Here is an 18,791-nt window from a genome sequence, read left to right as displayed (position 1 = left end):
TGATGCGGCCCGCCGCATAGTCGATATCCATCACCGAATCGACGATCGCGCAGGCGTTTGACCCGGGATCCTTGACAACATAGCTGATCGTGTTCGTGGCCGCGTCAAAGAACGCCTCGATCTGCGGTTTGACATCCATGTCCACGGGATAGCCAGTCATGCCAATGCCCCCTTTCCTGTCTGTCGGTCCCTGATTGTGCGCGCCACCCACAGCCCCGCGAGCAGCGCCACGACAAAGCCCGCCACCTCTATCTTGCCCGAGCCGAGCGCCGGAATCGCCGCCCCGGGGCAGAACCCCGCGATGCCCCAGCCGATGCCGAATACCGCCGAGCCGCCGATCAGCCGCGCGTCGATGGCGCTCGCTGTGGGCAGTTGGAACTTCTCTTCGATCACCGGTTTATCACGTCGCAGCACGAGGCGGTAGCCGATGAACGTGGTCACCAGCGCGCCCCCCATGACGAAGATCAGGCTCGGGTCCCACGTCCCGGCAATGTCAAAGAAATTGAGCACCTTGGCCGGGTTGATCATGCCGGAAATGGCGATCCCCACGCCAAAGATCAGGCCCACGATGAAAGCCGAAAGAATTCGCATGGTTCAGCCCCCCACCACGTGACGGATGACATAGACAGTGATCCCGCAGGTGATCATGAAGGTCACCGTCGCCACCATCGACCGCGGCGAGAGCCGCGCATTCCCGCACACCCCGTGCCCCGAGGTGCAGCCCGAGCCGAAGGTCACGCCGATGCCGACGATGAAGCCCCCGGCGAGGATCATCGGCCAGCTCACCGGAACGTCCACGATGGGCATTTGGCCGGTCACCGCCAGCACCAGCAGTGGCCCCGCGATCATTCCCGCGACCATCGCCGCGCGCCACCCCTTGTCGCCCGGTGCGGTCCCCGCGATCAGCCCCGACAGAATGCCAGTGGCCCCCATGATTTTTCCCTGAAAGAACATCAGCAAAACCGCCGACAGCCCGATCAGCACACCGCCCGCCAGCGATTGCAGCGGTGTGAATTCCGTCTCTACCCCTGTCATCTCGTTGTCCTCTTGTCCGTGCCTGCAACCGCCCGGGTGCGGTGTCAGTTACATATATACGACGATGAATATATGTACCCGCCCACGATTTTTACAGGGCAGTCGCGCGATCCACGTAAATGTGACCGCCGCTCAGCCCCCCGCGCGGCCTGCCCGCAGGGTGCCGCGGGTGATCGCGACGATGCTGATGACCGTCAGGGTCCAGAAGAACCACGTGATCGGGCCGCGCAGCAATATATCCGGGCTGCCGCCCGACATCAGCATTGATTGCCGGAAATTATCCTCGAGCAGCGGCCCGAGAATGAAGGCGATGAGGAAGGGTGCGGGCGGGATGTGATAGCGCCCCATGACGAACCCGACCCACCCCATCGCGAACATCACCCCCACGTCGAAGATGTTGTTGTTGACGGCGAAAACCCCGTAGATGCACAGCACCAGCACCATCGGCATCAGGATGCGCTTGGGGATGTCGGCCACGGGCCGAAAGCCGCGGATCGCCAGCCCGCCGACGATGAACAGGATGCCGGATGACAGGATCAGGCCGATGAACAGGCCATAGATGATATCCACGTTCAGCACGAACATCATCGGCCCCGGTTGAAGCCCGTGCACCATGAAGGCGCCGATGATGATCGCTGTGATCACGTCGCCCGGCACGCCCAGCGCCAGCAGCGGAATGAGCGTCGCCCCCGCCACGCCGTTGTTGCCCGCCTCGGACGCCGCGACCCCCTCGATCTCACCCTTGCCGAAATTCGCCTTGTTGGGCGATTTGCGCCGCGCCTCGGAATAGCTCAGGAACGCCGCCGGTGCCGCGCCGATACCGGGGATCGAGCCGAGAAAGACACCGATGAAACTACCCCGGATGATCGAGCGGAAACAGCGCTTGTATTCCGCGAAGGTCACCCATTTGCTGCCCAGCTTCTGCACCTTGCCCACGTGCCCGGTGGGGTGCCAGACCATGTTGATGACCTCGGGGATGGCGAACAGGCCGATCAGCACCGCGATAAAATTAAGCCCGCCCATCAGGTTCGGATCGCCAAAGGTGAAGCGGTTGGTGCCGTAAACCAGATCGAGGCCGATCGTGGCCAGAAGTAGCCCCAACAGCGCCGAAAGCGCACCGCGCAAAAGGCTCTCGCCCGAGACCCCCGCGATGATGGTAAGCGAGAACAGGATCAGCGCAAAGAATTCCGGCGGGCCGAAGCTGAGCGCAAAGGAGGCGAGGAACCCGGCAAAGAAGATCAGCGCGAGGTTCGACACGAAATCCGCCGTGCAGGACGCCCAGAGCGCCATGCCCAGCGCGCGCCCCGCCTCGCCGCGCTCGGCCATAGGATGACCGTCGAGAATGGTGGCGGATGACGCGGGCGTACCCGGCGTCTTGATGAGGATCGCGGGGATCGAGCCACCGAAAATGCCGCCCTTGTAGACGCCCAGCAGCAGCAGGATGCCGTTGATCGGTGCCATCGGAAAGGTAAAGGGCAGCGCCAGCGCCACCGCCATCGTCGCCGAGATGCCGGGGATCGCGCCGCCGACCACGCCGATCACGATGCCGATGGCCAGCGACAGGAACGCCTCGAGATTGCCAACGAGGGCCAGCCCCGCCATCACGCTGTCATAAAGGCTCATGGCAGCCTCACCAGTTCGCCTTGCGGAATGGCCACGCTCGCCACATGCGCAAAGAAGGCGTAGAGAATGAGCGGCACCGCCACCGCGCAGATCACCGCAGCCGCCGGGTGACGTGTCTTGACCAGAAAAGCCAGCGCGAGGAAGGCCAGCATCGACGTCCAGACCATGCCCAGATACGGCATTACCCAGAAGGTGACGGCCATCAGGGCGGCAAAACCCACCAGCCGCGCCGCCCCGGCGCCGGGATCCGGTATCGGGTCATTGACCGGCTCGCCAGGGTCGCTGCGCCAGCCCGAAAGCGCAAGGCCAAGCCCGATCAACCCGGTGAGCCCGCCGAGAATATACGGCCAGAACAGCGGCGACAGCACGATGTTGCGCACATTGCTCGGCGTCGAGACCCAATTGGGTGTGGCATAGGTCACGAGAAAGATTGCCGCGAGGATCGCGCCGATCCCAAGCCGCAGCTGCATTGCCCGGTGGCTCACCCCTGCCCCTCCCTTTGGTCGCGTGTGCCCGGCCGCCTCCTCGCGGCCGGGCGCCTGTCCTGCCTCAGCCTTCGATGCGCATCCCCAGCTTGTCAACAAGCGCGCGGAAAGTGTTGTACTGCGTCTCGATGAAGTCGTTGGCCTCTTCGGGGCTCATCACCTCGATCACCGAGCCGCGCGCCGTCATCTGCTCGACGAACTTCTCGTTCGCGGCGGCCTCGGCCATCCACTCGCCCCATTTCGCGGCCACCTCGTCGGGCAGCCCGTCCGGCCCCGCAATCCCGGTCCAGCCGACAAGCTGGCGCAGGTCGGGCTTGCCGAGGCTGCTCGCCGACGGCGCGTCGAAGCCGGGCACCGGCTCGTCGGTGGTGACCATCAGCGGCTTCAATTGCCCGTTGGCCACGAAGCTCGCCAGCGCCGAAGAATTGGTGCACAGGAAGGTCGCCGTGCCGTTGAGCACCGCCGTCGCCGCGGCACCGCCGCCCTTCTGCGGGATGTGGGTGGCCTTTTCCAGCGGGTCCTTGATGCCGAATTCATCGAGCACGAAGACCGCCGCCAGATGCAGCATGGAGCCCACGCCCGACGAGCTGTAGCTGGTGCCCTCACTCTCGGTCCGGCTCACCAGATCCTCCATGCTCTCGATCCCCGAATCGGGCCGCACGGCGCAGGCCACCGGGTTGATTTCGTAGACCGTGACAAAGCGGAAATCGTCGAGCGTGTAGGGCAGCGTCGCCTTCATCGCCGGGTTCACCGAATGCGATCCAACGCGCGCGAACAGCATCGTGTAGCCGTCGGGCTTGGCGTTCTGCACCGCGACCGATCCGGTTGCGCCGCCGGCGCCGGTGATGTTGGACATCACCAGCGTGCCGCCCACGGCATTGCCCAGAGGCTCGGCGATGGTGCGCGCGGAAATGTCGGTGGCACCGCCCGCGCCATAGGGAATGACCATGTTGATCGGGCGTTCGGGATACTCGGCCAGCGCCGGCGTCGCCGCCAGCCCGAGGCTCATGGCGCAGAGCGCGCCAAGCGTTTTCAGTCGCATCTTATCCTCCTCCTCTGTTGTGGCGGCCCTGCTTTTCGCGGATTGCACCGCCACCCAAGTCAGGTGTAACTTTAAGCCAGCCTTTATATAAGCAATATTCCGTTACAGCTTGTGTCACAAAAGCTTACGATAAGGACCGGACATGTCAATCCGCCGCCTGCGCACCCTCGTGGCCGTCCACGACCATCGAACCTTCAGCGCCGCGGCGGACGCGGTGTTCATCACCCATGCCGCCGTCAGCCAGCAGATGCGCAGCCTCGAGGATGAGTGGGGCGTGGCGCTGTTCGACCGCTCCCGCCGCACGCCCGAGCTGACGCCGGTGGGCCGTGCGCTCGTCGCTCGCGCGCGCGAGATACTACGCGCCTATGACGGGCTCTTGCCGTCGGTCATGGGTGACGAGGGGTTTGCCGGGGAAATCTCGCTCGGGGCGGTGCCGATGACGCTCACCGGGCTGACGCCGCTCTCGGTCCGCCTGTTGAAGCAGAGCTACCCGGACCTGCATGTGCGCATCGTGCCGGGCATGACCACGCAGCTCATCGCCGAGGTAGAACGCGGCGCGCTCGATTGCGGGATCCTTTCCCGGCAGGGACCGCTACCGCCGGGGATCGACCATGCCGACATCGCCCGCGAACCGATGGAGCTTCTGGCCCCCGAGGACACGGACGGCGACGACGTGCGCGCGCTCTTGGCCGCGCATCCCTTCATTCGCTTCAGCCGCGATGCGGTGGTGGGCGGGCTGATCGACGGCTGGCTGCGCGACAACCGGATCGCCGTCGATGTCACGATGGAATTGCAGGGGCTCGAGGCGATATCGAGCATGGTGCTTGCCGGGCTCGGCGTGTCGATCGTGCCCGCGCGCTGCGTGCGCGGGGCAAGCCCGCTGCCCCTGCGCCGCCTGCCCCTGCCCGCGGGCGCGCCGGTGCGGCAACTCACGCTTGCGCATCGCCGCGACAACCCCCGGCTGCGCGTGATCGAGGCCATTCACACCGCGCTCCTTGGTGCGGTCGGGATCGGCATCTTTCGCCCTGGCGCGGGGCCTGCGCCATGAGTCCCGAGACGATGCTCGCGGTGGTCGCGGGCGCGGCGGCGGGCGGGCTTATCAACGGGCTGGCGGGCTTCGGCACCGCGCTCTTCGCGCTGGGCTTCTTTCTCAACGTCATGCCCCCGGTGCAGGCGGTGGCGGTTGTGGTGGTGCTCTCGGCGCTCACCGGGCTTCAGGGCCTGTGGGTGGTACGCCACGCCATCGGCGCCAACCGGCGGCGGCTGGCGCGGTTCCTGATCCCCGGCGTACTGGGCATCCCGCTGGGCGTGCTGGCGCTGTCGGTGCTGGACGCGCGCAGCCTGAAACTGGTGATCGCCGGGTTTCTCATCCTCTATGGCGGCTATTTCAGCCTGCGCACCCGGCTGCCCCGGTTCGAGCGGCCAACGCCCGTCTGGGACATGGCGGTGGGACTGTCCGGCGGCATCCTCGGGGGTGCGGCGTCGCTCTCGGGGGCGTTGCCGATGATGTGGTGCGCCCTGCGCCCCTGGCCCAAGGCCGAGACGCGCGCCGTGCTGCAACCGTTCAACGTGACGGTGCTGGCGCTCACGGCGGCGGCCCTGTCGCTCAGGGGCGCCTACACGCGCGAGACCCTGCTCTACATCGCGCTCGCGCTGCCGGTGTCGATCATCGCCGCGCAGGCCGGCATAGCGATCTTCCGCCGCCTGCCCGATGCGGCGTTCCGTCGGTTGCTGATCGCGATGACATTCATTTCCGGGACCGTGCTTTTGGCGCGCGAACTGATCTGATGGAAAACGCCCTTGCAAAGGTGGTTTACCCGATCACCTCGTCAGACCGGTCATCCGTCTCGCCATAGCGCTTGAGCGTCGCCGGGCGGGTGCCTTCGTAGACGCGGTCGAGGTTCTGCGCGATCTTCGCGTTCTCGCGCTCGAACAGGCAATTACCGTCCATATCCGAGGCCACGATGAACGGCCCCATCTTCTTGCAACGAATGACCCACATCGCCTGCGCCAGCCCCAATTCGTCGCGCCAGTGCACCGCCTCGACCTTTTCGATCCCGCGCCCCAGCAGGGCGCCGGTGCCATAGCCCACGGTCGAGAGGTAAATCGCGCCGTTGGGCACGAAATATTCCTTGTAATCCTTGGACGACATACCGCCCTTGCCGATGATCAACCGCGCGCCGGTCTTTTCCATCCATTCGGGCAACCACTTGGCAAAGCGGAACGACGCCGTGGCCGTCACCGCCCCCATGTCAAAGCTGCCGTCAGAACGGATCGCTGCGGCAGGCGAGCAATGGAAATTCGCCGCACTCTGGCTTGGCAGTTCCATCGGGATATTGGCCTTCTCCTCCAGCGCGCGCATGTAGACGCCCTCGCGCGCGGTGTAGAGCAGGCCGTCGAGATAGACGATATCGCCCAGCCTCAGCTCGGCGATGGCCTCGGGCGTCGGCGTCGTGCTCAGGCGGATTTCACGGGGTTTGCTCATTCCGCGGCCTCCTGTGCCGGGTCTCGCCACTCGACCGTCTCGCGCCGCTGATAGGGGGTGAACCAGTCGGGATCGGTGCGATACTCGACCCGCCCATCGGGATAGATGCGCGCCACCGCCCGGCGTGACGACAGGCAAAAGGCGTGCACCGACATCTGCATGCCGCCCGTATGGCAATAGCCCACCTCGATATTGCAATCGACGACCATGTTCTTGCCGACGAACCCCATCGCGCCCATGCCGATGGAATTGCCCAGATCCTTGAACTCCTGCTCCAGCGCCGCGATCTTGGGGTCCGGGTTCTCGCTGCCCACCACGCGCAGGCACGCGGCGCGTTTGCCCAGCACCATGCAGGTATCCTTGGAGCCCCCAAGCCCGATGCCGATGATCGCCGGCTGACAGGCCAGCCCACGCTTGCCAAAGGCGACGAGGCTGTCGAGATAGAACCGCTTGATCCCCTCGATCCCGTCGGAGGGGAAGAGCATGCGATAATCGGTGCCGAAAAGCCCGCCCTTGTGCACGGTGATGAGGTCGATCCATTCGCCCCCCGGCTCATAGCCGTATTCGATCTCGGGCGCGCCGATGCCGACGTTGTTGTTGTGGTCCGTGCGCCACAGCGGGTGCACCCGGTTGGGGCGCAGCGGGACGCCATCGGTGGCATGGGCCGTGGCGCGGCGGAGCGCGGTTTCCAAGGCGACAGGCCCGCCCTCGATCTGCGTCTCGTTGCCCATCTTCACGTACCAGCGCGGACACCCCGTGTCGCCGCACATGGCGCGGCGGTCCTCCTTGGCGGCCTTGTAATTCTCCAGCATGGCCTGAAGCACGAAGGACGACAGATCCCCGTCCTCGGTTTCGGCCGCGTGTCGCAGCCCGGTGAGGTAGTCGTCGGGGATCTCGATCGCCGCCTTGTCCATCAGCGTCCCGGCGGTGCTCTCGATCAGGTCGATGGGTATCATTGTGCCGCCACCAGTGTTTCCGGCGCGCCCTTGGGCAGGATCGTCTCGCCCGGACGCACCTTGGTGAATTGAACCGGGTCGCGGCGCACGTCGAGCGCCTCTCCGGTTTGCGTGACCACGGTGAAATAGGACGCATCCAGATCGCCCGTTTCCGGGAAATCCTCTCGGTAATGCGCCCCGCGCGAGTTTTCGCGGGCACGCGCGGCCAGCGTGATCGCCTCAGATATATCACACAGCGAGCGCAGATTCAGCCAGTCATGCCAGGTGAGGTTGAAAGCGAGATCATCGCCCGCGACGCCCACCTCCATCAACTCGGTGGAAATATCGGCGATACGGGTCAGCCCGCGTTCCATGCCGGCGGCGTTGCGCATGACGCCCACGTCCTCCCACATCGCCTCTTGCAGGGCGTTGCGCATTGGCTGCACGAGGCCGGGGGCGCGGTTGAGCGGATGCAGCGCGCGGCTCACCTCCGCCTGCAAGACTTCGGGGCAGGGATCGCGCAGCGCGCCCATGGTCCGGATATCCGCGCCCATCACGTCGCCCGCCACCCCGCCATAGACGGTGGAATTGGCCACGCCATTGCCGCCGAGGCGATTGGAGCCATGCGCGCCACCCGCATCCTCTCCGGCGACATAGAGCCCTTCCATCGCGGTGCGGGTATCGGCATCCACAACCACGCCGCCCATGAAGTAATGCGCGGTCGGCACCACCTCCACCAGGCCGCCCGCCAGATCGAACCCGCTATCGGCACAGCGCTTGACCATGCCGGGGAACTTGGCGCGCACATGGTCGGGGCCGAGATGGGCCATGGAGATGAAGACGCCGCCATTCTGGCTCGTGTTGTTCTTGCGCATCTCGGCATAGATAGCGCGGCTGACCACGTCGCGTGTCGCGCGCTCGCCCTTTGGGTCATAGTCGAACATGAAGCGGTTTTCCGCGCCGTTGAGCAATTGCCCGCCCGCACCGCGCAAGCCCTCCTCCAGCACGGTTCCGGTCATCCGGGTGTGATCGCCCGCCAACAGGCCCGTGGGATGGAACTGCACCATTTCCATGTCGCGCAGTTCCAGCCCTGCGCGCAGCGCCATGGCAAGGCCGTCCATCGTCTTGTCGCCCGAGGGGGTGTTGTACTTGTACATGGTTGGGCCGCCACCGGTGGCCATGAGGACGGTTTTCGCCCGCACGAGGCGAAAGCCCCCGGTGCGCATGTCGATGAAGAGCACCCCCGCCAATGCGCCGCCGTCCCGCGTCGGGATCAGGCCGATCGCGCGGTGCTCCTGCAATTTCTCGACCGGGCGCGCCAGCACCTGCTCCATCAACCGGCTGATGATCTCGATGCCGGTCAGGTCGCCCTTGTGGACCGTGCGGTCGGCGGTCTGCCCGGCAAAGGCCTTTTGATGCAGGGTGCCGTCGGGGTTGCGGTCGAAATAGCAGCCGATCTCGTTTTCCAGCTCGTGGATGCGCACCACCGCCTGTTCGCACAGCTTCCACGCCATGTCCTGATTGGGCAGCCATTTGCCGCCCTGAATGGTATCCATGAAATGCCGCTCGACCGTGTCGCCGCCGCCAAGCGCCACGTTATAGCCGCCCTGCACCATCCGGGTGCAGCCGCATTTGCCGATCAGACCCTTGACGGCGATGGTGATGCGCGTGCCTTCGGGCGCCGATTGCTGCGCGTGGAGCGCGGCGAAGAGCCCCGCGCCGCCGGTGCCGATGATCAGGATATCGGTGTCGTGCCGGTCGATTTTCACCATCAGATCGCCCTCAGGAAAAACGTGGCCGAAAGGAACAGGGCTGCGCCAACCGCGGCGGCGGCGTAGGTCTTGTGCCGGTCGGACCAGGGCAGGAATTCCAGCGCCAGCAGACGCAGGCCGCCGGCCATGTGAACGGCCAGCAGGAACACGAGGCCGAACTCGGCCAGTTTCACCAGCGGGTGCTCGGCGAAGGCGAGGAAGCCGTCGAGCGTGGCGGGTGACGTGACCGCTTGTGACAAGAGCCACAGGTGCACCGGAAGAAAGAGCGCCAGCGCCAGCCCCGAGAGGCGGTGCAACAGAAAGGCGAGCCAGAGCGGGTGAGAGCGGGGCGGCGTTTTCATGACAGGGTCACCGCGAATACCGCCAGAATACCGACGTAAAACAGACACGCACCGATACCCCACATCAGCCAGTCCAGCACCCGTCCCCGCAGCCCGCCCCATTCATGCGCGATGACGCGCAAGCCAATGGCGGCATGAACCGAGACGGCGACCACGAAGGCCCCGTAGAACAGGAACCACAACAGGCTACCTTGGGTGCGGCCAAGGATTTCAGCGGTGGAGAGGCCGCCCTGAATGGCATAGATCATCACCGCGATATGACCCAGAACCAGCGGCACCATCACCAGCGCGCTCAGCCGCTGCGCCATGTAGAGCCGCAGATCAAGCATCGCGCTTGCCTCCCCATGCCGCCCTGACCGTCTCGCGCTTCAGCCCCGAGATGGCGCGCATCGGGTTGAGATCATTGGGACAATACTGCGCGCAACTGCCCATGGAGTGACAGTTGTGACAGCCCCCCTTGCCCGAGACCGCCGCGAGGATGCCATCGCGATCCCCGTCGCGGCTGTCGTTCAGAAGCGTCCAGGCCCGTTGCAGCGCAGCGGGGCCGAGGTAATCGGGATTTCCCGCCACCGTATCGCAGGCCGCATAGCAGATCCCGCAATTGATGCATTCGATCCCGAGATCGGCCTCGGCGCGGGCGGGTTCGCGGGACGTGACCGGGTCGAAATCGTCGCTGCGCGCGGCCGAGGGGTGATGCCGCGCCTCCGCTGCCACCCACTTGTCGAAGAACGGGTCCATATCGGCGGCAAGATCCTTGATCACCGGCAGGTTGCGCAGCGGCGCGATGGCGAGTTGCCCGTCCGCGGCCACCTTGTTCACATGGGTCCGGCAGGTCCAGCGCGGCACGCCATTGACCATCATCGCGCAAGAGCCGCACATGCCGACGCGGCAGGCGAACCGGTAGCTGAGCGTCGGGTCCGCCATCTGTTGAATCCACGTCACCACGTCCAGAACCGTCTGGTTCTCGTAGGCGGGGACGTCGAACACCTCTTGACGGATCGCGCCTTCGGAGCCGCGCTGAACGGTAACTGTCAGTTTGGATGGTGTGGCGGTCACGTGTCCCTCGAATGGCTCGGGGTGGCTGTGACACTTGTTATATTTATCAGCGCAGCTAACGAAAAGGAATTAATTCTTATCATTTTCGAAAGCTATGCTTTCCAATTGATCTTCATCACTAGCCGCTGCCGATCAGCACCCCCGCCGCAAAGACCAGCGCGCCGCCAAGGACCACCTGGAACGCCGCGCGGAAAAACGGGGTTTCCATGTAGCGGTTCTGAATCCACGCGATGGCCCACAGCTCGATGAACACCACGACAAAGGCGATGATCGTGGCGGTCCAGAAGTCCGGGATGAGATAGGGCAGGGCGTGGCCCAGGCCCCCAACTGTCGTCATGAAGCCCGAGGCGAGGCCGCGTTTGAACGGGCTGCCGCGCCCCGAAAGCTCTCCATCGTCGCTCGCCGCCTCGGTGAAACCCATCGAGATGCCAGCGCCGACGCTGGCTGCGAGGCCGACGAGGAACGTGGTCCAGGTGTCCTGCGTGGCAAACGCCGTTGCGAAGATCGGCGCCAGCGTGGAGACCGAGCCATCCATCAGACCTGCCAACCCCGGCTGCACCCATGTCAGCACGAATTGCCGCTTGGCGGTGCGGTCCTCGGCATCGCGGGCCTGCGGACCAAGGTGCTCGGCCTCCAACTCTCCCGCGCGGGCTTGATGCCCGCTCTCGGCGGCGGCCAGATCGCCGAGAAGCTTGCGCGTGGCGGCGTCGCTGCTGCGCTGCGCGGCCTTGAGATAGAAGGCTTCGGCGTCGTGCTCCATCGCCTCGGCCTCGTCGCGGATGCGCTCGATCCCTAGGTTTTCCACCAGCCAGACGGGGCGGCGCGCGTAGAAGCCCGCGACGTGTTCGCGCCGGATGAGCGGGATGACCTCGCCAAAGCGGGCGCGATGCAGGTCGATCAGGCGCTGCCGGTGTCCGTCCTCTTCCCGCGCCATGCCGTCGAAGATGGCGGCGGTGTCGGGGTAGTCGGCGCGCAGGCTCTCGGCATAGGTTCGGTAGATGCGGGCGTCGTCCTCTTCGGACGAGATCGCAAGAGCGAGAATTTCCTGCTCGGAGAGGTCCGCGAAGCGGCGTCGGGAGGTGAGATGAGGGAACATGCGTGTCTCGCGGCTATACTTAGAATTATTCTAATTTACCGAAACGGTGGCTGGAATCAAGAGCTCGGGCAGTGGCGAGTTAGATTGAACCGCTCGGTTTGAAATCATCTTGATACCTGGACCAAACGGTTTACTTATATCTGAACAGATCAGTTCAGATCGTGGAGTTTACCATGAAACCCGCTCTCACCGCCATCACCCTTGCCGTCTCGCTCGCCGCTGCGCCCGCCGTGGCCTTCAGCATCGATACGAGCGGATTCATCCCGACAGTCACCTAACCCGAGCCCGCACCGCAGCCGGTGACGCAGGGCACCGGTGGCATCGACAAGTAGCCCGGGAATGGGGCCACCCGAACCGGGCGGCCTGCCTTCTCTCCTTGCACACGCAGATGTGCTTGCGGATGCCGTCCCGGCCCGAATAGACTGCCTGGACCTGCCGGGAGGATGCAAATGTCGGCACCCGCCGCCGAGATCAAGAAAGGCCGCAAGTTCGACCAGGTGCTAGAAGGCGCACGCCGCGTTTTCATGCGCGACGGGTTCGAAGGTGCGAGCGTGGACGAGATCGCGCGCGAGGCGCAGGTTTCCAAGGCAACGCTCTACAGCTATTTCCCCGACAAGCGGCTGCTGTTCTCCGAGGTGGCGCGGATCGAGTGCAACCGGCAGGCCGAGGAGGCGATCGAGGTAATTGGGTCGGGCGCTCCGATCGAGGAGGTGCTGCACGAGGCCGCGAGCCGGATCGTGCGGTTTTTCCTGTCGGATTTCGGGCAGCAGGTGTTTCGCATCTGCGTGGCCGAATCCCACCGCTTCCCCGAGCTTGGACGCCGGTTCTACGCCTCGGGTCCAGCGCTCGTGCGCGAGCGGATGAGCAAGGTTCTGGCGCCCTATGTCGAGGCGGGGATACTGCGGATCGACGACATGGACCTTGCCGCCAATCAGTTTGGCGAATTGTGCAAGGGCGATCTGTTTGTACGGTCACTGTGCGGCATGTGCGACGCCCCGAGCGAGGCCGATATAGAGCGGGTGGTGAATGGTGCGGTCGAGATGTTCCTCGCGCGCTACCGTGCCTGATCCGGCGCGCGCCCTGTCATTTCTCCGGCGATCTTTTCCGCAATCATGATGGTGGGGGCGTTGGTATTGCCCCCCACAAGGCGCGGCATGATCGAGGCATCGACCACGCGCAGCCCCGCGACGCCGTGCACGCGGCCCTGCGCATCCACCACCGCCATCTCGCCCCGTCCCATCGCGCAGGTGCCCACCGGATGATAGATCGTGTCGGCGCGGGCGCGGATATCGCGCTCCAGCGCCGCATCGCTCCAGTCATGATCGTGCAGGCGCGTCTTGCGCCACGGCGCAAGCGGCGGGGCAGCGAGGATCGCGTCCATCCGGCGCGCGCCGGTCATCATCAGGGGCAGGTCGCGCGGGTCGCTCAGGAAGGCCGGGTCGATCAGCGGAGCGTCGGCGGGGCGAGGAGAGGCGAGCGCCACCCGGCCCCGGCTGTGGGGCCGCAGCACGCAGACATGGCAGGAATAGCCGGGCCGGAAATGCAGGCGGCGCATGTGGTTCTCGACGATACCGATCACGAAATGTAGCTGGAGGTCGGGCCGGTCGAGGCCGGGAGCCGAGTGCAGGAAGGCCCCCGCCTCGGCATAGGGTGTCGCGAAATGCCCCGTGCCGGTGCGCCGCCACCGCAGCGCAGCCTTGCCCAACTGCCACAGCCCCTTGGGGCCGAGGCTCACCACGTCGTCCCGTTTCGATGTCTCGGCGAGGATGTAGTCGAGGTGGTCCTGCAGGTTCTCGCCCACCCCGGGCAGATCGCGCACCGGAGGGATTCCGTGCGCCACGAGTTCCTCTGCCGGGCCGATGCCCGAGAGCTTGAGCAGATGCGGCGAACCGAAGGCCCCCGCCGAGAGGATCACCTCGCGGCGCGCGCGGATTTCATGCAACCGGCCCCGGTGGCGGTAGCGCAGGCCCGTGGCGCGACCATCCTCGACGAGGATGCGACAGGCCAGCGCGCGGGAAATCACCGTGAGGTTGGGGCGCGTCATCGCGGGAAAGAGATAGGCCGCCGCCGCCGAGCAGCGCTCGCCGTTGTTCGGGCCACCGGCGAATTGCGTGACCTGGTAGAGGCCGGTGCCTTCCTGTCGGGGCCCGTTGAAATCCGGGTTGCGGGGGATTTGAAGGTGGGCGCAGGCGTCGATGAAGGCGCTGGAAATGGTGCGTGGCGCGCTTTGGTCGCGGACATTGAGTGGCCCGTCTTGCCCGTGCAGATCGCCGCCGCGCGCGGTATTGCCTTCGGCGCGGCGAAACCACGGCAGCACGCTCTGCCAATCCCAGCCGTCGCAGCCGAGATCGGCCCATTCGTCGTAATCGCGCGGGTGGCCACGCGTGTAGAGCATGGCGTTGATCGCGCTCGACCCGCCCAGCGCGCGGCCGCGCGGCTGAAACCCACGCCGCCCGTTCAGCCGCGGCTGCGGTACGGTGTGAAATGCCCAGTTGTTGATCCGTGGCCGCCCCGAGACCATCGCCGCCACCAGCGCGGGGGCGCGGACGAAGATGTCGCGCCCGCCACCGCCCGCCTCGACGAGGCAGACGCGGGTGGCTGCGTCTTCGCTCAGGCGCGCTGCCATCACGCAGCCAGCGGAGCCGCCGCCGACGATGATGTAGTCAAATTCCATGCGCGCAAGCTAGGCCCGCCGCGATCGGCGGGCCAAGCAGGACGTCGCGTTAGCCCGGGCTCAGGCCTCGCAGCCGCTCTGACCGGCGCCGGAGCAACTCGACCGTGGTCAGCAGGCAGATGGACACGGTAACGAGGATCGTTGCCGCCGCCAGGATCGTCGGGCTGATCTGCTCGCGCAAGCCGGTGAACATCTGCCACGGCAGCGTCTGTTGCTGCGCCGAGCCGACGAAGAGCACCACCACCACCTCGTCGAACGAGGTGATGAAGGCAAAAAGCCCCCCCGAGATCACCCCCGGCAGGATGAGCGGCATCTGCACGCGAAAGAAGGTGGTCACCGGGTCTGCGCCCATGTTGGCCGCGGCGCGGGTCAGCGACTTGTCGAAGCCCACCAGCGTGGCGGTCACGGTGATGATCACGAAGGGCACCCCCAGCGCGGCATGGGCGAGGATCACCTTGAGGTAGCCAACGAAGGAGCGGTTCAGCCCGAGAGTGGCCTCCAGCCAGTTGCCCAGCGGCGCGTAGAAGAAAAACATCCCGGTGGCCGAGATGATCAGTGGCACGATCATCGGCGAGATCAGGATCGCCATGATCGCCTGCCGTCCGGGCACGTGTGACTGACTGAGGCCGATGGCCGCCAGCGTGCCGAGGCTAACCGATATGAAAGTGGCAAAGGGCGCGATGATCAGCGAGTTTTTCAGCGGCACCATCCATTCCTCGGTGCCGAGGAAATCGCGGTAATGCTTGAGCGAATAACCCTCTGCCTGGAAGTTCAGCATTTCCGGCGTGAAGGTGAAGAAATTCTCGGCGTTGAAGCTCAGCCACATAACCGGGAACAGCGGTGCGATCAGAAAGAAAAAGACCAGTCCACAGATAAACAGGAAGGAATTGTGCCAAAGCGTCTGCCCGGCGGTGTAGTAGATCGGCACGCGGGAGCGATACGCGCCGCTGTCCAGCCAGTAGGCGGCCCAGCTCAGGACCGCCCCGATCAGCAATCCCGCTACCAGTGCGCCAGGCCCCACCAGAAAGAGGCCGATCAGCCCGAAGACGGCGATCAGCCCGAGGCGGACGTTGCGGCGGCTGCGCGGCAAATTATGCGCCAGCAGTGCTACCCCGGCCCCGATCACCGCTCCGATCAGGAACCCGATCAGCGGCTGGGCAAAGACGTTGCCCACGACGAAGCCGAAACAGCCGGCGAAAATCGCCATCAGTGGCAGGGTGAAGCCGTTGAGCGGCGGGCGCGGGATATCGACGATTAGGTTGGACATGCCTCAGCCTCCGAGTTTCACGTTGTCGATGCCCACGATCCGATCGTAGCACCAGTAGAGCGCCAGCACCACGATCAGCAGGATGCTGCCCAGCGCTGCGGCCAGCCCCCAGTTGAGCGACGAGGAAATGTGATAGGCGATCCGGTTGGAGATGAAGACACCGCTGGTGCCGCCCACGATCTCGGGCGTGATGTAGTAGCCGATGGACAGGATGAAGACGAGGATGCTGCCCGCGCCGATCCCCGGGACGGATTGCGGGAAATAGACCCGCCAGAAGGCCGTCCAGTTGGTGGCGCCCAGTGATTTTGCCGCGCGCAGGTAGCTGGGCGGGACGGTCTTCATCACCGAGTAGAGCGGCAGGATCATGAATGGCAAGAGGATATGCGTCATCGCAATCACGGTGCCGGTCGCGTTGTTCATCAGGATCAGGCGGTTCGCGTCATCGACGAAGCCCAGCCAGACGAGGATCTCGTTGATCACCCCCTGTTGCTGCAACAGAACCTTCCATGCCGAGGTTCTGACCAGGAGTGAGGTCCAGAACGGCAGCAGCACGAGGATCATGAGCACGTTGGCCGTGCGCAGCGGCAGGTTGGCCAAGAGCCACGCCACGGGATAGCCCAGCAGGATGCAGGAGCCGGTGATGATCAGCGACATGATCAGCGTTCGCTGGAACAGCGTGAGGTAGATTTGCTGCGTCTCGGGGCGCGCCTCGATCCCGTCCACGGTCTTGGTCAGATCCACCGAATTCAGGAAATAGCCGGCGGTGATGGGCGGGCTGTAGAGCGAGATGGTGCGCCACGCCTTCAGGCTGCCCCAATCCTTGTCGGAAGCCACGAACATCTCGCGAAAGCTGTCTTGCGGCAGCTGGTCGCGATTCTCCGCCGCGGCCTTGAGGGTGGTGGACCAAGGGCCGGAATAGGCCTCGATCGCAGCCACCGTGTCGGGGCTCCGCAAGTCCTGGCCGAGACCGGCATAGACGGCCTCCCAGGGCTCTTCCTCGGCTACCACGTCCTCTTCCTCGATGGCCGTCCAGATCGCGAAATCGGTGTAGGCCTTTGTGGTCCACGGCAGCATCTCGGCCATTTCTGTCGAGGGGGTGAAGCCGACATCGCCCCGCATCTCCTCGCCAGTCAACGCCTCGTAGAGGTTGCGGCGCTCTTTCAGCAGAGCCTCGCCGCCCGCGCCCGAGAGCAGCTCGTGCCAGAAGGCGGCGGTCTCAAAGGCGGGGTCGATTTCCTCGAACACGTCCTGAAATTCCTCGCCCATATCGTCGAGGTCGCGACCGGTGCCGCGGAACATCGACGACAAGCCCGGCTGTTCATAGTTGAGTCGGCTGCCGAGCTTGGTGTGTTCCTTGGCCTCAGAGGCCTTGAAGAGGTCGAAATACAGCGGGACGAAAACCTCATCGCCCGGCGGCTCGGTGCCCTGCTCATCCCAGGCCTGCAGAGCCTGCACCGTCTCGGGCATGGTGTTCTGCACGATATCGTTCTCGACCGAACGAAAGAGCATCGACAGGATCGGCACAATAAAGGTGACGACGACAAAAATAAGCAGCGGCGCGATCAGCAACAGCGCGCGCATCTTCTCGCGGCGAAGCGTGCGCCTGAGCGTTTGCTTCAGAGGGCGGCCGTCGGCGGCCATGACCGGGCCGTTCTCTATCTTCGCGGTCCGCGTGCCATTATCGGCCGACACCGGCTCGCCTGCGCCTGTCGTGGCGTCTGTCACATTGCTCATGTCGTCCCCGTCGGTTTCTTTTGATTCTTCAATGGGTCAAACCAATGAAAGGACGGAAGGGGCCGCGAAGGCCCCTTCCGAAAGACTTGCCCTTACTGGGCCAGCCACGCCTGAAACTTGGCGTCGATGTCGTCGCGGTAATCCGCCCAGAACTCGTAATTGTAGAGGAACGTGTTCTTGGCATTGTTCGGATCGGTCGGCATGTGGGGTGCCATGTCGATACCGAGCTCGGCATGCTTGCCAACCATCGGTGCCGAGGATTCACGCGCCGGGCCGTAGCTGATATAGGCCGCCTGGTCCGCCAGACGCTGCGTGTCGGTGGCGAAGTGCAGGAAGTCCATCACGCGAGCGAGGCGATCCTCCGGCAGGCCGGCCGGAACGATCCAGCCGTCGAGGTCGAACACCTGCGCGTCCCACATCATCGCGATCGGCTGATTCTGCTCCACGATCGCCGAGAACAGGCGACCGTTATAGGTCGAGCCCATGAAGACCTCGCCATCGGCCAGAAGCTGCGGCGTGTCGGCGCCGGCCGACCACCAGATAACGTCGTCCTTGATCTCGTCCAGCTTATCGAGCGCGCGCTGCTGCCCCTCGTCGGTGGCGAGCACGTCATAGACCTCGTCCTTGGCCACGCCGTCGCAGAGCAGGGCCCATTCCATGTTGTTGATCGGGCGCTTCTCGAGGCTGCGCTTGCCGGGATAGGTCTCGGTATCCCAGACGTCGCAGATATCGTTCGGTGCCTCGACACCTTCGGGCACCATGTCGGTGCGATAGCCGAAGGTGGTGGAATAGACGATCTGCGGGATGAAGCAGTCACTGACGATCAGGTCGCCGAAATCGTCGCTGGCCTCGGTGCCGTCGGGCGCGTCGGCGAGAACCTCGTCGTGGTCGATCTCCATCGCCAGGCCCTCGTCGCACAGGCGCATCGCGTCGGCCGCCACGACGTCCACGAGATCCCAGGTGATGTTGCCGGCCTCGTTCATGGCCCGCAGCTTGGCCACTGCCTCGTTGGAACTTTCATCCCAGACGATCGACACCTCGGGGTGCATCTCCTTGTAGGGCTCGGCATAGGCGTTCTGCTGGCTGGCCTGATAGGCGCCACCCCAGGAGACAAACGTCATGTCGTTGGCCATTTCCTGTGCGTGGGCGGCAACCCCTGCCGCGACGGTTAGCGCGGTCGAGGTCAGAAGCGTCGTTGTGAGTTTCATGTTATACTCCCAAGTAAGTCCCGTTTCACTTGTCGGGC

General features: G+C 64.9%; 19 protein-coding genes and 1 pseudogene. 3 read left to right on the top strand and 17 right to left on the bottom strand.

The genetic code is table 11. From position 1 onward, the window contains the following. The 6 genes and pseudogenes from AC13D8_RS14800 to AC13D8_RS14775 form a co-directional block, all read right to left on the bottom strand. Positions 1 to 160: pseudogene (locus tag AC13D8_RS14800) on the bottom strand (MBL fold metallo-hydrolase); the annotation flags it as partial. Continuing rightward, the gene (locus AC13D8_RS14795; RefSeq protein WP_482969454.1) at positions 157 to 591 is read right to left on the bottom strand and encodes a DUF6691 family protein; all 435 of its coding nucleotides are present in this window, start codon (positions 589 to 591) and stop codon (positions 157 to 159) included. The pseudogene AC13D8_RS14800 and the gene AC13D8_RS14795, both read right to left, overlap by 4 nt. A 3-nt stretch (positions 592 to 594) precedes the next feature. Then, positions 595 to 1,035, bottom strand: coding sequence for a YeeE/YedE family protein (locus tag AC13D8_RS14790; RefSeq protein WP_482969453.1), 441 nt, complete (start codon positions 1,033 to 1,035; stop codon positions 595 to 597). Positions 1,036 to 1,167: 132 nt separating this feature from the next. Beyond that, on the bottom strand, positions 1,168 to 2,658 hold the full coding sequence (locus AC13D8_RS14785; protein ID WP_482969452.1) for a tripartite tricarboxylate transporter permease: 1,491 nt from the start codon (positions 2,656 to 2,658) through the stop codon (positions 1,168 to 1,170). Beyond that, entirely contained in the window at positions 2,655 to 3,143 is a 489-nt protein-coding gene (locus AC13D8_RS14780) for a tripartite tricarboxylate transporter TctB family protein (RefSeq protein WP_482969451.1), read from the bottom strand. Before AC13D8_RS14780 ends, AC13D8_RS14785 begins: the two co-directional genes overlap by 4 nt. A 64-nt stretch (positions 3,144 to 3,207) precedes the next feature. After that, complete coding sequence (locus tag AC13D8_RS14775; protein WP_482969450.1) at positions 3,208 to 4,185, bottom strand: Bug family tripartite tricarboxylate transporter substrate binding protein; 978 nt, start codon at positions 4,183 to 4,185, stop codon at positions 3,208 to 3,210. 142 nt (positions 4,186 to 4,327) lie between these two features. Here AC13D8_RS14775 and AC13D8_RS14770 point away from each other — a divergent pair, with 142 nt between their 5' ends. After that, positions 4,328 to 5,233 carry a LysR family transcriptional regulator gene (locus tag AC13D8_RS14770; RefSeq protein WP_482969449.1) on the top strand — a complete coding sequence of 302 codons (906 nt, stop codon included), beginning with the start codon at positions 4,328 to 4,330 and terminating at the stop codon, positions 5,231 to 5,233. Beyond that, the gene (locus AC13D8_RS14765; protein ID WP_482969448.1) at positions 5,230 to 5,973 is read left to right on the top strand and encodes a sulfite exporter TauE/SafE family protein; all 744 of its coding nucleotides are present in this window, start codon (positions 5,230 to 5,232) and stop codon (positions 5,971 to 5,973) included. Before AC13D8_RS14770 ends, AC13D8_RS14765 begins: the two co-directional genes overlap by 4 nt. A gap of 25 nt (positions 5,974 to 5,998) precedes the next feature. Here AC13D8_RS14765 and AC13D8_RS14760 read toward each other — a convergent pair whose 3' ends face one another. From AC13D8_RS14760 to mbfA, 7 genes are all read right to left on the bottom strand, one after another. Further along, on the bottom strand, positions 5,999 to 6,670 hold the full coding sequence (locus AC13D8_RS14760; protein ID WP_482969447.1) for a fumarate hydratase C-terminal domain-containing protein: 672 nt from the start codon (positions 6,668 to 6,670) through the stop codon (positions 5,999 to 6,001). Next, complete coding sequence (locus AC13D8_RS14755; RefSeq protein WP_482969446.1) at positions 6,667 to 7,626, bottom strand: fumarate hydratase; 960 nt, start codon at positions 7,624 to 7,626, stop codon at positions 6,667 to 6,669. Before AC13D8_RS14755 ends, AC13D8_RS14760 begins: the two co-directional genes overlap by 4 nt. Next, entirely contained in the window at positions 7,623 to 9,377 is a 1,755-nt protein-coding gene (locus AC13D8_RS14750) for an L-aspartate oxidase (RefSeq protein WP_482969445.1), read from the bottom strand. The genes AC13D8_RS14755 and AC13D8_RS14750 overlap by 4 nt, the downstream gene beginning before the upstream one ends. Next, on the bottom strand, positions 9,377 to 9,718 hold the full coding sequence (gene sdhC, locus AC13D8_RS14745; protein WP_104020397.1) for a succinate dehydrogenase, cytochrome b556 subunit: 342 nt from the start codon (positions 9,716 to 9,718) through the stop codon (positions 9,377 to 9,379). The genes AC13D8_RS14750 and sdhC overlap by 1 nt, the downstream gene beginning before the upstream one ends. Then, positions 9,715 to 10,047, bottom strand: coding sequence for a succinate dehydrogenase (locus AC13D8_RS14740; RefSeq protein ID WP_482969444.1), 333 nt, complete (start codon positions 10,045 to 10,047; stop codon positions 9,715 to 9,717). Before AC13D8_RS14740 ends, sdhC begins: the two co-directional genes overlap by 4 nt. Next, a complete protein-coding gene (locus tag AC13D8_RS14735; protein WP_482969443.1) occupies positions 10,040 to 10,774 on the bottom strand; it encodes a succinate dehydrogenase/fumarate reductase iron-sulfur subunit in 735 nt (244 codons plus the stop codon). The genes AC13D8_RS14740 and AC13D8_RS14735 overlap by 8 nt, the downstream gene beginning before the upstream one ends. A gap of 118 nt (positions 10,775 to 10,892) precedes the next feature. Continuing rightward, the gene (gene mbfA / locus AC13D8_RS14730; protein WP_129432295.1) at positions 10,893 to 11,870 is read right to left on the bottom strand and encodes an iron exporter MbfA; all 978 of its coding nucleotides are present in this window, start codon (positions 11,868 to 11,870) and stop codon (positions 10,893 to 10,895) included. A 449-nt stretch (positions 11,871 to 12,319) separates the two neighbouring features. On the opposite strand from mbfA, the gene AC13D8_RS14725 reads away from it, so the two are divergent. Then, on the top strand, positions 12,320 to 12,937 hold the full coding sequence (locus AC13D8_RS14725; RefSeq protein WP_104020394.1) for a TetR/AcrR family transcriptional regulator: 618 nt from the start codon (positions 12,320 to 12,322) through the stop codon (positions 12,935 to 12,937). Here the strand turns inward: AC13D8_RS14725 and AC13D8_RS14720 are convergent. The 4 genes from AC13D8_RS14720 to AC13D8_RS14705 all read right to left on the bottom strand — a co-directional run bounded on the left by AC13D8_RS14720 (position 12,925) and on the right by AC13D8_RS14705 (position 18,753). Then, on the bottom strand, positions 12,925 to 14,544 hold the full coding sequence (locus AC13D8_RS14720; protein ID WP_482969442.1) for a GMC family oxidoreductase: 1,620 nt from the start codon (positions 14,542 to 14,544) through the stop codon (positions 12,925 to 12,927). The two genes, AC13D8_RS14725 and AC13D8_RS14720, sit on opposite strands and share 13 nt — an antisense overlap. A gap of 49 nt (positions 14,545 to 14,593) precedes the next feature. Further along, positions 14,594 to 15,811, bottom strand: coding sequence for an ABC transporter permease subunit (locus AC13D8_RS14715; protein WP_482969441.1), 1,218 nt, complete (start codon positions 15,809 to 15,811; stop codon positions 14,594 to 14,596). Between the two features lie 3 nt (positions 15,812 to 15,814). After that, complete coding sequence (locus tag AC13D8_RS14710; protein ID WP_482969440.1) at positions 15,815 to 17,545, bottom strand: ABC transporter permease; 1,731 nt, start codon at positions 17,543 to 17,545, stop codon at positions 15,815 to 15,817. 92 nt (positions 17,546 to 17,637) lie between these two features. After that, entirely contained in the window at positions 17,638 to 18,753 is a 1,116-nt protein-coding gene (locus AC13D8_RS14705; protein WP_482969439.1) for an extracellular solute-binding protein, read from the bottom strand. Positions 18,754 to 18,791: the final 38 nt, after the last annotated feature.

The organism is Roseovarius sp. B-10 (genome assembly GCF_056859295.1).
Note: the sequence above shows the minus strand (reverse complement) of the source record. Positions and strands in the feature narration are given on the sequence as shown.

Coding starts and splice junctions, on each gene's coding strand:
- AC13D8_RS14770 (WP_482969449.1), top strand. CDS start 4,328: ATGTCAATCCGCCGCCTGCGCACCCTCGTGGCCGTCCACGACCATCGA.
- AC13D8_RS14710 (WP_482969440.1), bottom strand. CDS start 17,545: ATGAGCAATGTGACAGACGCCACGACAGGCGCAGGCGAGCCGGTGTCG.
- AC13D8_RS14765 (WP_482969448.1), top strand. CDS start 5,230: ATGAGTCCCGAGACGATGCTCGCGGTGGTCGCGGGCGCGGCGGCGGGC.
- AC13D8_RS14725 (WP_104020394.1), top strand. CDS start 12,320: ATGTCGGCACCCGCCGCCGAGATCAAGAAAGGCCGCAAGTTCGACCAG.
- sdhC (WP_104020397.1), bottom strand. CDS start 9,718: ATGAAAACGCCGCCCCGCTCTCACCCGCTCTGGCTCGCCTTTCTGTTG.
- AC13D8_RS14705 (WP_482969439.1), bottom strand. CDS start 18,753: ATGAAACTCACAACGACGCTTCTGACCTCGACCGCGCTAACCGTCGCG.
- mbfA (WP_129432295.1), bottom strand. CDS start 11,870: ATGTTCCCTCATCTCACCTCCCGACGCCGCTTCGCGGACCTCTCCGAG.
- AC13D8_RS14715 (WP_482969441.1), bottom strand. CDS start 15,811: ATGTCCAACCTAATCGTCGATATCCCGCGCCCGCCGCTCAACGGCTTC.
- AC13D8_RS14760 (WP_482969447.1), bottom strand. CDS start 6,670: ATGAGCAAACCCCGTGAAATCCGCCTGAGCACGACGCCGACGCCCGAG.
- AC13D8_RS14790 (WP_482969453.1), bottom strand. CDS start 1,035: ATGACAGGGGTAGAGACGGAATTCACACCGCTGCAATCGCTGGCGGGC.
- AC13D8_RS14750 (WP_482969445.1), bottom strand. CDS start 9,377: ATGGTGAAAATCGACCGGCACGACACCGATATCCTGATCATCGGCACC.
- AC13D8_RS14755 (WP_482969446.1), bottom strand. CDS start 7,626: ATGATACCCATCGACCTGATCGAGAGCACCGCCGGGACGCTGATGGAC.
- AC13D8_RS14740 (WP_482969444.1), bottom strand. CDS start 10,047: ATGCTTGATCTGCGGCTCTACATGGCGCAGCGGCTGAGCGCGCTGGTG.
- AC13D8_RS14785 (WP_482969452.1), bottom strand. CDS start 2,658: ATGAGCCTTTATGACAGCGTGATGGCGGGGCTGGCCCTCGTTGGCAAT.
- AC13D8_RS14795 (WP_482969454.1), bottom strand. CDS start 591: ATGCGAATTCTTTCGGCTTTCATCGTGGGCCTGATCTTTGGCGTGGGG.
- AC13D8_RS14775 (WP_482969450.1), bottom strand. CDS start 4,185: ATGCGACTGAAAACGCTTGGCGCGCTCTGCGCCATGAGCCTCGGGCTG.
- AC13D8_RS14720 (WP_482969442.1), bottom strand. CDS start 14,544: ATGGAATTTGACTACATCATCGTCGGCGGCGGCTCCGCTGGCTGCGTG.